Origin of the sequence: Arthrobacter sp. NPDC056493 (assembly GCF_042795115.1) — a bacterium.
GTDB lineage: Bacteria > Actinomycetota > Actinomycetes > Actinomycetales > Micrococcaceae > Arthrobacter.
The window spans coordinates 14,366-26,654 of the sequence record NZ_JBHTSL010000018.1 but is presented as its reverse complement, the minus strand read 5'-3'; the positions used below and the strand labels follow the sequence as shown (position 1 = coordinate 26,654).

Below are 12,289 nucleotides of genomic sequence, written 5' to 3'. Positions count from 1 at the left end.
TCACAAAGGCCCGGAAATGCTAAGTCACCTAAGGAAACATTTCGTCATGACTCGCCGGGAGGCCTTGAACGGCGCCGCAGGCTGTGCTTTCCGCGGCTGCGTTTTTCGGCGCTTTTCAGGACGTGACGGCGTGGGCCGCCAGCGCGGCGTCGTAGCGTTCCAGGGCGATCTCCGCGAGCACCGGCGAGGGCAGCAGCGGTTCGGTCACCAGGTCCGCCCCGGCCTTGGCGAGCTGGTCGTGGAAGAAGCCGGGCGCCAGGAGGTACGAGGCCACCACCACGCGGCCACCGACGCTCACGCCGCCGGCAGACTCCCCTGCACCGGCACCGCCGGCTGCCTCCTCGCGCAGCATGGCCACGGCTTCCGGCACCGACGGCTTGGCCGAGGCGCCATACGCGGGCACAATCCGGTTGGAGCGGAGAGTCCGCAGTTGTTCGGCCAGCTTCTCGACGCTGACCGCGGCGTTCGGGTTGGAGGAGCCCGCGGCGGCGAGGACGACCGCGTCGTTGTCCGTAACACCGGCCTCCCGCAGCCGCTGGTTGAGCAGGGCGGCGAGGCGGGGGTCGGGTCCCAGCGGCGCCGCGGCCGCCGTGCCCGGCCGGCTCTTAACAGCCTTTGCAATGTCCACCTTCACGTGATAGCCAACACTGAGCAGCAAAGGCACGACGACGGCGGAGGCGTGCGTCGAGCTGCCGGCGGCAGCACCGCCGTCGGCCGCCGCTGCGGAAGCGGCGGGGTCCCGGGGGAGCCCGGCCACCACGTCCACCAGATCGGGCTGCTGGACGTCCACATATGCCTCGCGGACGTCGAGCCCCGGGCGCAGCGCGGCGATGGCGTCACGGAGGGCGTTGACCTCGGCGGCTCCCTGCGCGTTGGAGGTCCCATGGGCGCAGGCGATCAGGATCGGGCTATTCATAGGGGCTAGCGTAACGTTGGAGCTGCACTGTCCGCCCCTTGAAATATGCCGGGACGCTCCATGACATTCTCTTTTGACATCGCCCTGGCATGGCTGGACCTGGCCGGCATCTTCTTTTTCGCGGTCTCCGGATCGCTGCTCGCCGCGCGGAAGCAGTTCGACGTCATCGGGTCCCTCCTGCTCGCCTCCCTGGTCTCGCTGGGCGGCGGCGTGATCCGCGATATCATCCTCAATTCCGGCCCGCCCGCCGCGTTCACCAATCCGGCATATCTGGTGCCGCCGCTGCTGGCCACCGGACTGGTGTACTACCTGTTCTCCAGCGTGCAGCGCTACACCTCGCTCCTCACCCTGTTCGACGCCGCCGGCCTGGCCCTGTTCTGCATCACAGGCACGCTCAAGGCCCTGTCCCTGGGAATGAACCCCGTCGCTGCCGCGCTGCTCGGGGTCACGACGGCGGTGGGCGGCGGGCTCCTGCGCGACATCACCGCCAACGAGGTGCCCCAGCTGTTCGACGCCCGGGACCTCTATGCGCTGCCGGCTTTCACGGGCGCTGCGCTCACCACGATCCTGTGGGTTCTGGGGGCCTTCAATCCTTTCTCGGCGTGCGCCGTGGCGGCCCTGGTCTTCGTGTTCCGGGTGGTGGCCTGGCGCCGCTCGTGGCGCATTCCGCTGGCCGTCCGGGGGTGGCACCGGCTGGGTCTGGAACCGGGGAATTCGAGGGGCCGGGATTAGCTAGGATAAGAGCCATGACTGACATGTTCCTCGAGAAGTTCCGTGCGCTTGTTCCGAAGTATCTCGAAGACGAATGGCAGGAAGAGGACGGGCTGTCCGCCGAGGAACTGGACGCGGAGCTCTCCGATCACCAGTTCACCATCCCCCTGGTGCTGCGCGAGTTCTACCTGGCGCTCGGCGGGTGCGAGGACCTTATGGAGGCCTACCACTACTTCTGGGACCCTGAGGAACTCGAAGTGGACGACGAAGGCTTCCTCATGTTCCTCGAGGACGAGGAAGAAAACTTCACCTGGGGCTTCCGCACCGGCGACCTGAGCGTTCCGGACCCCATCGTGTACCGCCGGAACAACGCCCGCGGCCAGTGGAAGAGCGAGGAAGGCACCTTCTCGGAGTTCGTCTTCGACATGTTCGACTGGGCCTTCAACGACGAGGACTAACCCTTCCCTGGTTTCCCCCGCGGAATTCCACCACGTTTGGGGCCCGGGTGCGGCGTGTTGCGCGGAAACGCCGTGCCGGGCCGGGGTTTCGGTTTCAAACGTGGGGAATTTCAGCGCACCACGCGGCCGCGGAGCACCTGCCACACCTCGTCGATGACCTTCTGGGGGTTGTAGACCACGTCACGGTAGCCGTAACGGAGCACCGCATAGCCCTCCAGGGTGCTGGCATTGTTCCTGCGCCGGTCCTTCTTCACCTGGGCTGGTTCCAAATGCGTGATGCCATCCAGCTCGACTATCAGGAATCCCTCCAAGAGGAAGTCCACGATGCCGATCCCCGGCAACTCCACCTGGGTCTCGGTATGGATGCCGTGCGCGCGAAACATCAGCCGCGCCACCACCTCGATGGGGGAATCCGCCGTTCCGTTCACGAGTTCCAGCACTTGGCGGGCAACCCCGTTCCGGTTTCCCGGCAGCCTTTCCCGCAGATAGGGCAAGGTGGTCCGCCCCTGTCGCAGGGCGCTTTCGACGACGACGGCGGCCTCCAGCGCCGGCAGGCACCTTAGAGCGTGAAGCAACGTATCCGTCAGCCCGGCCACGGGCCACGGGAAATCCTGTGGCACCACTGAGCCGCGGTGCGTCACGACGCCCTTGGCTGTCCCGTGCCGGCAGAGCAGATGCACTCGGACAGGTTCGTGCAGGCGCCAGATTCTGTGGTGCGCGGTGGCCGAGGCGCAGGTGAGGAGCCCGTTGCCCAGCACCGCAGCCAGCGCGTCCGGGGCCGCACCCGGAAGGGCCACAACCCCGTGGCGAAGCCGGCCGATCTCCCCCGTGGCGACGGCGTTCCTGATCCCCCGCTCCGAGAATCCCGCTCCGAGCAGGGTTGATATCCGCGCCACGGAGCCGACGTGCCTGAGGTACGAAGTGAGTTCCATGTGTCCAGCACAGCCATTCCCGGATTGCCCGTACACCCGCGGACGCGCCCATGTGGACAACCGGCTGCTGAAATTCCCCGGCTTTGGGGCAGGGCGGCGGCGAGTCCCGGCAACACGCCGGGCGCGGCGCGGCATCGGCGGCCAAAGATGGGGAAAACCGGCAGCCCGCGGCGTATGACACGCTGGTTAACAGGGATTTTGGAGATGTGACAAAGCTGTCATAGAGTGTTTCTCGGATCCACTGAATGCCTCCGGTGGATTTGATGCGAACGGAGAGACGGCCCCGGTTCCGCGCAGCGTATGACTCGTGACGCTGCGCAGAACCGGGGCCGTTCCGTTTAAGCCCGTCAAGCCCAAGCCCGTCAAGCCCAAGCCAGTCAAGCCAGAAGGGCCCGGCACCTCATCGGCGCCGGGCCCAAAATAGCTGCGAAAAACTAGCTGGCGCGGTCCACCACGGCGTGCGCGAAGCTGGACAGCGAGGCCTTCACAACGCCCTCGGGCAGCGGGTCCAGCGCGGCGATGGCGTCGGCCGCCCACGCGCGGGCCACCACCCAGGACTCGGCAGTGACCGGGTGCTCGCGCAGCCCGGCGACGGCTTCGGCGAGGGCCTCGTCCGAGGACAGGTCGCCGTCGATCAGCTTGAGAAGTTCGACGGCGGACTGGTCACCCGCCGCTGCGGCGTTGCGGAGCAGCAGCACGGGAAGAGTGGGCACGCCTTCGCGCAGGTCGGTGCCCGGGGACTTGCCGGACTTGACTTTGACGCCCGTAACGTCGATGACGTCGTCGGCGAGCTGGAACGCGACGCCCACCTTCTCGCCGTACTCCACCAGGACGTTCTCGTAGGCCTCGTCGGCGCCGGAGAAGATGGCGCCGAACTGGCCGGAGGCCGCCACCAGCGAACCGGTCTTGTCCGCAATCACGGACAGGTAATGATCCACCGGGTCCTCGTCCGGGCGCGGCCCGACGGTCTCGTGCAGCTGGCCGAGGCACAGCCGCTCGAAGGTCCGGGCCTGGATGCCGAGCGCGCGGGAGCCGAGCTCGGACACGAGGATGGACGCGCGGGCGAAGATGAGGTCTCCGGTGAGGACCGCCACGGAGTTGCCCCAGACCTCGTGCGCCGTGGGGGCGCCGCGGCGGAAGGGCGCCGAGTCCATGACGTCGTCGTGGTACAGGGTGGCCAGGTGGGTCAGCTCAACCACGACGGCGGCCTGCACCACGGCGGGCAGCGATGCGTCACCCAGGTGCGCGCAGAGCAGGGTCAGCAGGGGGCGGATGCGCTTGCCCCCGGCTTCCACGAGGTGACGCGACGTTGCGTCAGCCAGGGGGTCGGAGTTGGCGATCGCTTCGCGGAGTTTCTTCTCCACCCGGGCCAGGTTGGTGGTGATGGCAGGACCCAGGTCGGGGTCCCCCGCGATGGCCGCGAAACCTGCCGGCAGCTGCAGTCCGGTGGCGATGGCGGTGGTGTTGAGGCTGGGTTCGGAGTCCGGCAGGCCGTGCCCGGCGTGCGTCCAGCTGTGGTTCGCGGAGTTGGTCACGGGTTAACCCTAACTTTTTGTTGCGGAAACCGCTGATTTGGAGCCGGAGGGGGCAAGGGCGGAGGTGTTGGAGGTGGCCGGAACCAGCAGTTCGAGCACGCGGATAACGCGGTCCTCGAAGCCCCTGGCCGACGGGTCGGTCAGGTTTGCCAGCAGCCGGACCACAAAGCGCATCAGCACCGGAATGGGCATCCCGGTCCGCAGCGCGAGCTTCATGACTGCGGGCTTGCCGATCAGCGCCGCGAAGGCACGCCCCAGCGTGAAGTGGGATCCCCACTGTCCGCGCACATAGTCCGCGTACCCGGCGAGCCGGGTGTCGGCGTCGGACGCGTTCCAGCCGCCGGAAGCGACCCGCCCCGAAGCGTCAATGATGAACTCGGCCGCGAAGCGGGCGGACTCCATGGCGTAGGAGATGCCCTCACCGTTGAACGGGGACACCATGCCGCCGGCGTCGCCGAGGAGCAGCAGGCCGGGCGAGTAGTGCGGGGTGCGGTTGAAGCCCATGGGCAGGGCGGCGCCGCGGATCTCCCCCATCTGGTTCTCCGGCGTGAAGCCCCACTCGGCGGGCATGCCGGCGGTCCATTCGCGGAGCACCTGCTTGTAGTCGAGCTTGCCGAATTCCCTGGACGAGTTGAGGATGCCGAGGCCCACGTTGGACGTGCCGTCGCCGACGCCGAACACCCAGCCGTAGCCGGGCAGGAGCTTGCCGTCGCGGCCGGGAAGCTCCAGCCAGCCTTCCATCCACTCGTCGTCGTGCCGCGGCGAGGTGAAGTAGGTGCGGACGGCCACGCCCAGGGGCCGGTCGTCGCGCTTCCGGATGCCGAGGGAGACGGCGGTGCGGGTGGAGTTGCCGTCGGCGGCGAGGACGACGTCGGCACTGAAGTCGAGCGTCTCCCCCGTCTTCCGTCCGGACTCGTCCAGGAGCGCTGCGCGCACGCCTGTCACCCGGCCGCCATCGCCGCGGAGCGCCTCGGTCACGCTGTGGCGTTCCAGGACGGTGGCGCCGGCAGCCTGGGCGTGCCGGGCGAGTTCCTCGTCGAAGCCGAGGCGGGTCCGGATCAGGCCGTACTGCGGAAAATCGGACACCTCCGGCCAGGGCAGTTCGAGGCTGCGGCCGTCGGCGAGCAGGCGCAGCCCTTTGTTCCGGCGCCAGCCGTCGTGCTCGGGGTGGGGCAGGCCGAGCTTCTGGATCTCCCGGACGGCCCGCGGGGTGAGCCCGTCGCCGCACACTTTTTCGCGCGGGAAACTGGTCTTTTCCAGGACCGTGACATCGATGCCGGCTTTGGCAAGGTAATACGCGGCGGTGGATCCGGCGGGACCCGCGCCAACAATCAGTACTTTCACAGTGTCAGCGGGCGGTCCGCGGGAGGTTGCGGCGCAGCTTGGCCACCGGGCCGGTGTGGGCGGCGATGGCTTCCGCCGATCCGTTGCCGGTGAGGGGCTTGTGGGCGCGGTGGACGGCCACGATGCCGCCGCTCAGGTTGCGGTAGGTGACGTCCTGCCAGCCGGAGTCCTGCAGCCACGCGGCGAGGTGGTCCTGGTCCGGCCAGGCGCGGATGGACTCGGCGAGGTAGACGTAGGCGTCCGGGTTGGAGGAGACCTTGGTGGCGATGGCCGGCAGGGCCCGCATGAGGTACTCGGTGTACATGGTGCGCCACAGCGGAACGACGGGCTGGGAGAACTCTGCGATGACCAGCTTGCCGCCCGGCTTGGTCACCCGGAGCATCTCGGCCAGCGCCTTCTTGGGCTCGTTGACGTTGCGCAGGCCGAAGGAGATGGTGCTGGCGTCGAAGGTGTTGTCGGCGAAGGGCAGGTTGGTGGCGTCACCGGCGATGAAGTCGATGTCAGGGCGGCGGCGCTTGCCCACCTTGAGCATGCCGAGGGAGAAGTCGCAGGCCACCACGTTTATGCCGGCATCGGCATATGGCTCGCTGGACGTGCCCGTTCCGGCGGCCAGGTCCAGCACCCGCTGGCCGGCCCGGACGTCCATGGCTTCGACCACAACCTTGCGCCACCGGCGCGTCTGCCCCATCGAGAGGACATCATTGACGACGTCGTATTTGGGTGCGACGTCGTCAAACATCGTGGCTACTTCGTCCGGACGCTTATCCAAGGATGCTCGGTTCACCATGTCATTGTCTCAAAAGTTCAGCAGGCTCCGTGACACGGCCGCCGCCGGGCGTGGTGGCCCGGCTGATCCGCCGGGAAACGCTCCCAACTTGCTGCGCGGAGTACTGTTGACCCATCATGACCAGCACGCTCCGCACCCTGACAGTCCCTTTGGATGGAGAATCGGCTCCCGAGGGGCTGCCGTCGTATCTGGTCCGCGATGATGTGCTGTGCTGGACCCGGCGTGAGGCCGGCCTGGTGGGCTTCGGCGAGGCTGCCCGCTTCACGGCAATGGGCCCCGACCGGTTCCTCGAGGCAGACATCTGGTGGCGCCACCTGGTCATCGAGGCGGACATCACAGACCACGTGGAGTGCCCGGGCACCGGCCCGGTGGCGTTCGGGTCCTTCGCGTTCTCCAAGGCTTCGGACCATGAATCCCGCCTCATCGTGCCGGAGATCGTGGTGGGCGTCCGGGACGGCCGCGCCTGGCTCACCCAGATAACGGCCGACGACGGCGAACTCACCGGGGCCGGCGCCGTCGCCGCCCTGAAGGGATGGCTGGAGTCGGACCCGCCGCCCGCCGTCGGCTCCCCAATACTCGGCTCCCCCACAGACGGTGCGCTGACGGCGGACCCAGCCGCCGCCGTCGTACATCCGGCCCCGACCTTTTCACAAGAGGCCACGCTGCAGACCGGCTCCCTCAGCGAAGAGGACTGGATGGACGCCGTCACTGCCGGCGTTGCCGAGATCCGCACCGGGAAACTGGAGAAGCTGGTCCTGGCCCGCGACATTGTGGCAACGGTTCCGGAAGGCGTGAACGCGGCGGAGGTGCTGCGGCAACTGGCCGGCCGGTACCGGGAATGCTGGACCTACGGCGTGGACGGCCTCGTGGGGGCCACGCCGGAAATGCTCATCCAGGTGGAGGGCCGCACCGCCCAGGCCCGGGTTCTGGCCGGGACGCTGGACCGCCGGGACGCCGTGGGCGAGGCCGGGCTGCCGCTGGATTACGCCGAGCGGGTACTGGCCGGATCAGAGAAGCAGCGGCACGAGCATGAGATCGCCATCCAGTCGCTGACCACCCAGCTCGCGCCCTTCTCCGAGGCCATGAATGCCCACGACGAGCCGTTCATCCTGGAACTGCCCAACGTGTGGCACCTTGCGTCCGACGTCAAGGCCGAGCTCACCGAGGTGGAAGGCCACGTCCCCACGTGCCTGGCGCTGATCAACGCGCTGCATCCCACCGCCGCCGTGTGCGGCACGCCCACGCAGGTTGCGGGGGCACTGATCCGGAAGCTCGAACACCTGGACCGGGGCCCGTACGCCGGCCCGGTCGGCTGGCTGGACGCTGCCGGCAACGGCGAGTGGGGCATCGCCCTGCGCGGGGCCGTCATCGAGTCGCCCACCACGGTCCGGCTATATGCCGGCTGCGGAATTGTTGAGGGCTCGCAGCCCGAGGCGGAGCTGGCGGAGACGTGGGCCAAGTTCCGTCCGATGCTGGAGTCACTGCGGATCAGCTCCTGAGCCCAGCCGGGTAGGCTTGTCTCATATCCCGGACACCCCCTCACCAAAAGCCCTTGCGCTTAACCTCCAAACAGTTATCCAATAGTGAAACTAAGTTACCTGTGACGCACATCTCTTGATCGGCGTTACACTATATCCGCTAGTTCCGCATCCCTCCCGCAACAAAAGGTAAGAATATGCAGATCTCCCGTTCGCTCGTGGGCAATTCAAAGCTCAAGGCAGCCACGGTTCTCGCCATTGGCGCACTGGCGCTCTCAGCCTGCACCAACGCCTCGGAGTCCGCCGCCCCCGGTGGTGCGGCGTCGCCGTCGGGCAGCACCGCGGCCAGCTTCGACCCTTCGACCGTCCAGAAGGATGACGCGCTGGCCGCCTCGGTCCCCGAGGCGATCAAGTCCAAGGGCACTCTTACTGTCGGATCGGACACCAGCTACGCCCCCGCGGAATTCATCGGCACGGACGGGCAGACCCCCGTTGGCTACGACGTGGACATTGCCAAGGCGATCGGCGCCACCCTCGGCCTGAAGGTGCAGGTGCAGACGTCCGAATTCACCGGCATCCTGCCCGCGCTGGGCCCGAAGTATGACCTCGGCATCTCCTCCTTCACCATCAACAAGGAACGCCTCGGCGCGGTCAACATGGTGAGCTACTTCAACGCCGGCACCGCGTGGGCTGTGAAGAAGGGCAACCCGAAGGGCTTCTCCCTGGACGACGTCTGCGGCAAGTCCATCGGCGTCCAGACCGGCACCGTTCAGGAAGATCCCGATCTTTCCGGCCGCAACAAGAAGTGCACGGCAGCCGGCAAGCAGCCCATCAACATCATCACGCTGAAGAACCAGACTGACGTCACCACCCGTCTGGTCAACGGCAGCATCGACGCCATGGCAGCGGACTCTCCCATCATCGGCTACGCCCTGTCGCAGACCAACGGCCAGCTGGAGAAGATCGGCGACGTATACGATTCAGCCCCGCAGGGAATCGCGGTGGCGAAGTCGGACACGGCCCTGGCCGACGTGATCCAGAAGACCCTCACCAAGCTCATGGCTGACGGCTCGTACAAGAAGATCCTTGACGGCTGGGGCAATGGCGAAGGCGCCATCACCAAATCCGAAGTCAACCCGGCGGCCGGCTCTTGAGCACTCCCGTCACCGACCACAAGTCAGGTGCACAGATGGACCACCATCATCAAACCGCACCGGTCCTGAACAATGCAGTACCCGTTCGGCACCCGGGCCGCTGGATCAGCGCCGTCGTCATCCTCGGCGCACTGGCGGTATTCGCGCAGAGCCTGGTGACCAACCCGAACTTCCGGTGGGACATCGTGGCCACCTATATCCTGGACGTCAAGGTGGTCCAGGGCGTGGGCTGGACGCTGTTGCTGACAGTGGCCTCGATGATCCTCGCCATTGTCCTGGCGATCATTCTGGCCTTCATGCGCCAATCGGATAACCCGGTGTTCCGCTGGTCCAGCTGGGCCTGGGTCTGGTTCTTCCGCGGCACCCCCGTGTACACGCAGTTGATCTTCTGGGGCCTGGTATCGGTCCTCTACCCCAAGATCGCTGCCGGAGTTCCGTTCGGGCCGCAGCTGTTCAGCCTGGACACCAGCACTGTCATCACCGCCCTGGTTGCCGCAATCCTGGGGCTTGGCCTGAACGAGTCGGCGTACCTTGCCGAGATCTTCCGGGCCGGACTGAAGTCAGTGGACAGCGGCCAGATGGAAGCCGCTGAGGCGCTGGGCATGGCCAAGACCAAGATCATGTGGCGGATCATCCTCCCCCAGGCCATGCGCGTCATTGTTCCGCCCACCGGCAATGAAACCATCGGCATGCTCAAGACCACCTCGCTGGTTCTGGCAGTGCCGTTCACACTGGACCTGACCTTCGCGACGAACAACCTGGCCAACCGGACCTATCTTCCGGTGCCTCTGCTGATCGTCGCGGCCATCTGGTACCTCGTCATCACCAGCGTGCTGATGGTTGGCCAGCACTACATCGAGGCCTACTACGGCAAGGGAGTGGACAACCGGGTACCCGCCGTCGTGAACCCCGCGGCAGCGAGGGCAGCCGCGGCCGGCGCCCCGAGCGCCGAAGCGGAACCGGCCCTGAAGATGGACTTCCCCGAGGAGAGCGCCAAATGACGATCACCGCCCAAAAGCCGCTGGTCCGGATCGAGGACCTGCACAAGTACTACGGACATCACCATGTGCTGCGCGGCATCGACCTGACCGTCAACCAGGGCGAGGTAGCCGTTGTCATCGGGCCCTCCGGTTCGGGCAAGTCCACCATGCTGCGCTGTGTGAACCTGCTGGAAACCATCAGCGCCGGACGGGTTTCCGTGGGCGGCCAGCTGATTGGCTACCGCGAGGTGAACGGCCGGCTGCACGACCTCAAAACCAAGGAGATCGCTGCGCAGCGCCGCGAGATCGGTATGGTTTTCCAGCGGTTCAACCTGTTCCCGCACAAGACCGCCCTCATGAACGTCATGGAGGCGCCGGTCCAGGTGAAGCGCCAGCCTCGTGAGGCAGCGCGCAAGAAAGCGCTGGAACTGCTGGACCGGGTGGGGCTGGCCGACCGCGCCGACCACTATCCGTCGCAGCTTTCAGGCGGTCAGCAGCAGCGCGTCGCCATCGCCCGGGCCCTCGCCATGGAGCCCGAGCTGATGCTCTTCGACGAACCCACCTCGGCCCTGGACCCCGAACTCGTGGGCGATGTCCTGAACGTGATGAAGGACCTCGCCAAGTCGGGCATGACCATGATCGTGGTGACCCACGAAATCGGTTTTGCCCGGGAAGTGGGCGACAGCCTGACATTCATGGACGGCGGCGTCGTGGTGGAGACGGGCGATCCCCGCGAGATCATCGCCAACCCGCAGCATGCCCGTACCAAGGAGTTCCTGAGCCGGGTTCTCTAATCGTCCTGCGACGCGCAAGTGCCCCGGCGCTACGCAAATGCCCCGGCGCTACTGGAATTCCGGTAGCGCAGGGGCATTTGCGCGTCGTGGGGAACTTTGCGCGTCGCCAGATGCAGCGACGTCACCGTGCGGACCGAGCACGACGGCGGGGCACGCCCGCCGTCGCCAGCTTCCGTTCCAGCCGTCCCGGCGTCATCAGGTCCGCCCACACCCATCTCACCACGGTGCGGCCAGTCGCCCGGATCCTGTCCTCCCGGTATTTCTCGTCCACCACTGCCTGCGACGGGGTCCGGCCCTTTAGGTATTCCGGCTTCACGTACTTTTCTTCGCCGTCGAACTCTCCGGCCGCCCGGGCACCGTCCCAGTAGTAGTCCGAGTAGCCAATCAGCCCGCCCCCGTCGCGGATCTCGTGCTGGAGTGCAGGCGGTTCAAAGCCGGCCACATGCATAAGCGCGCGGCCGTACGACTCCCCCGCGGATGCGGACAGCGGATCGGCGAACTCGATGGCTGCGGTGATCCGCCGCGCTGCTGCGGTGGTGTAGTTGCCCTCGATTTCGGCCAGGAGCTGTTCCTTGGACAGTGCCGGCAAGTTCCTGGCCTTGTCAGGTCTAAGCACGTGGTCCAGCGGAACGATGGCTTCGGCGAAGGATGTGAACGCCGCAAGGTCCAGGACAGTGCGCACGCGGCCTGTCACCAGGAGGCCGCCATGCCGGGAGACCTTCACGCCGGCCGGGGCCGCGTAGTGCCGGCGTACGCCCGCCCGGGACCGGCCGCCGTCGTTCTGAAACGTCAGTGCATGCACCGGATGGTGATGGCCGATTGTCGGAACGCCCCAAACGCTGGCCGCTGAATGCCACGCGAACACCGTCGGCGCGGCGAAGGTTTCGGCCGCCGCCTGCACCTTCAGCCGGTACTGGTCCCATGGCTGCAGGGACCCCCACGCTTCCCCGTCCACACACACTCCGTGCCGCAGCCGGACCAGCGCACCGGAACTGCAGCGGCGGGCAAGCATCTTGGGTGTCAGTCCCTGCTGAATGTGCTCGCGGGCGAGGACGAGCCTTGGTAGTTCTGCCATGGCTCGTACTCTCGCAGGTCGTGGCGCCGCCCGGCAGACGTCCGTGGCGCCATGTGGATATCGCCGCCGCCGCAACGCGCCCCTGACCGAACGACGCGGGAAATACCCGGCGACGCGCACATTTG

Annotated in this window: 12 protein-coding genes; 6 read left to right on the top strand and 6 right to left on the bottom strand. The window is 66.9% G+C overall.

Going from position 1 to position 12,289, the window contains the following annotated elements; genetic code table 11:
• Nucleotides 1-115: 115 nt before the first annotated feature.
• Nucleotides 116-916, bottom strand: coding sequence for a sirohydrochlorin chelatase (locus ACFQ50_RS09900; protein WP_377995354.1), 801 nt, complete (start codon nucleotides 914-916; stop codon nucleotides 116-118).
• Nucleotides 917-976: 60 nt separating this feature from the next.
• Here ACFQ50_RS09900 and ACFQ50_RS09895 point away from each other — a divergent pair, with 60 nt between their 5' ends.
• Nucleotides 977-1,648: a trimeric intracellular cation channel family protein gene (locus tag ACFQ50_RS09895; RefSeq protein WP_377995353.1), complete on the top strand. Its 672-nt coding sequence runs from the start codon at nucleotides 977-979 to the stop codon at nucleotides 1,646-1,648.
• Between the two features lie 14 nt (nucleotides 1,649-1,662).
• Nucleotides 1,663-2,085 (top strand): hypothetical protein, encoded by a 423-nt coding sequence (locus tag ACFQ50_RS09890; protein WP_377995352.1) that lies wholly within the window; start codon nucleotides 1,663-1,665, stop codon nucleotides 2,083-2,085.
• A gap of 110 nt (nucleotides 2,086-2,195) precedes the next feature.
• On the opposite strand, the gene ACFQ50_RS09885 is transcribed toward ACFQ50_RS09890, so the two are convergent.
• The 4 genes from ACFQ50_RS09885 to ACFQ50_RS09870 form a co-directional block, all read right to left on the bottom strand.
• Nucleotides 2,196-3,017, bottom strand: coding sequence for an endonuclease domain-containing protein (locus tag ACFQ50_RS09885; protein WP_377995351.1), 822 nt, complete (start codon nucleotides 3,015-3,017; stop codon nucleotides 2,196-2,198).
• A 434-nt stretch (nucleotides 3,018-3,451) separates the two neighbouring features.
• Nucleotides 3,452-4,552, bottom strand: a complete 1,101-nt coding sequence (locus tag ACFQ50_RS09880) for a polyprenyl synthetase family protein (protein WP_377995350.1) — start codon at nucleotides 4,550-4,552, stop codon at nucleotides 3,452-3,454.
• A gap of 9 nt (nucleotides 4,553-4,561) precedes the next feature.
• Nucleotides 4,562-5,896: a geranylgeranyl reductase family protein gene (locus ACFQ50_RS09875; protein WP_377995349.1), complete on the bottom strand. Its 1,335-nt coding sequence runs from the start codon at nucleotides 5,894-5,896 to the stop codon at nucleotides 4,562-4,564.
• A gap of 4 nt (nucleotides 5,897-5,900) precedes the next feature.
• Nucleotides 5,901-6,680, bottom strand: a complete 780-nt coding sequence (locus tag ACFQ50_RS09870; RefSeq protein ID WP_175305009.1) for a demethylmenaquinone methyltransferase — start codon at nucleotides 6,678-6,680, stop codon at nucleotides 5,901-5,903.
• 119 nt (nucleotides 6,681-6,799) lie between these two features.
• Here ACFQ50_RS09870 and ACFQ50_RS09865 point away from each other — a divergent pair, with 119 nt between their 5' ends.
• The 4 genes from ACFQ50_RS09865 to ACFQ50_RS09850 all read left to right on the top strand — a co-directional run bounded on the left by ACFQ50_RS09865 (nucleotide 6,800) and on the right by ACFQ50_RS09850 (nucleotide 11,089).
• Nucleotides 6,800-8,182, top strand: a complete 1,383-nt coding sequence (locus ACFQ50_RS09865; RefSeq protein WP_377995348.1) for an isochorismate synthase MenF — start codon at nucleotides 6,800-6,802, stop codon at nucleotides 8,180-8,182.
• Nucleotides 8,183-8,358: 176 nt separating this feature from the next.
• A complete protein-coding gene (locus ACFQ50_RS09860) occupies nucleotides 8,359-9,315 on the top strand; it encodes an ABC transporter substrate-binding protein (RefSeq protein WP_377995347.1) in 957 nt (318 codons plus the stop codon).
• Between the two features lie 35 nt (nucleotides 9,316-9,350).
• Nucleotides 9,351-10,316 carry an amino acid ABC transporter permease gene (locus ACFQ50_RS09855; RefSeq protein ID WP_377995346.1) on the top strand — a complete coding sequence of 322 codons (966 nt, stop codon included), beginning with the start codon at nucleotides 9,351-9,353 and terminating at the stop codon, nucleotides 10,314-10,316.
• On the top strand, nucleotides 10,313-11,089 hold the full coding sequence (locus ACFQ50_RS09850) for an amino acid ABC transporter ATP-binding protein (RefSeq protein ID WP_377995345.1): 777 nt from the start codon (nucleotides 10,313-10,315) through the stop codon (nucleotides 11,087-11,089). Before ACFQ50_RS09855 ends, ACFQ50_RS09850 begins: the two co-directional genes overlap by 4 nt.
• A gap of 121 nt (nucleotides 11,090-11,210) precedes the next feature.
• Here the strand turns inward: ACFQ50_RS09850 and ACFQ50_RS09845 are convergent, their stop codons facing one another.
• Nucleotides 11,211-12,164 carry a hypothetical protein gene (locus ACFQ50_RS09845; protein ID WP_377995344.1) on the bottom strand — a complete coding sequence of 318 codons (954 nt, stop codon included), beginning with the start codon at nucleotides 12,162-12,164 and terminating at the stop codon, nucleotides 11,211-11,213.
• Nucleotides 12,165-12,289: the final 125 nt, after the last annotated feature.

Bases quoted from the DNA above. Each gene is read 5' to 3' on its own strand.
- ACFQ50_RS09895 (WP_377995353.1), top strand. From the start codon at position 977: ATGACATTCTCTTTTGACATCGCCCTGGCATGGCTGGACCTGGCCGGC.
- ACFQ50_RS09845 (WP_377995344.1), bottom strand. From the start codon at position 12,164: ATGGCAGAACTACCAAGGCTCGTCCTCGCCCGCGAGCACATTCAGCAG.
- ACFQ50_RS09860 (WP_377995347.1), top strand. From the start codon at position 8,359: ATGCAGATCTCCCGTTCGCTCGTGGGCAATTCAAAGCTCAAGGCAGCC.
- ACFQ50_RS09885 (WP_377995351.1), bottom strand. From the start codon at position 3,017: ATGGAACTCACTTCGTACCTCAGGCACGTCGGCTCCGTGGCGCGGATA.
- ACFQ50_RS09855 (WP_377995346.1), top strand. From the start codon at position 9,351: ATGGACCACCATCATCAAACCGCACCGGTCCTGAACAATGCAGTACCC.
- ACFQ50_RS09865 (WP_377995348.1), top strand. From the start codon at position 6,800: ATGACCAGCACGCTCCGCACCCTGACAGTCCCTTTGGATGGAGAATCG.
- ACFQ50_RS09890 (WP_377995352.1), top strand. From the start codon at position 1,663: ATGACTGACATGTTCCTCGAGAAGTTCCGTGCGCTTGTTCCGAAGTAT.
- ACFQ50_RS09850 (WP_377995345.1), top strand. From the start codon at position 10,313: ATGACGATCACCGCCCAAAAGCCGCTGGTCCGGATCGAGGACCTGCAC.
- ACFQ50_RS09900 (WP_377995354.1), bottom strand. From the start codon at position 916: ATGAATAGCCCGATCCTGATCGCCTGCGCCCATGGGACCTCCAACGCG.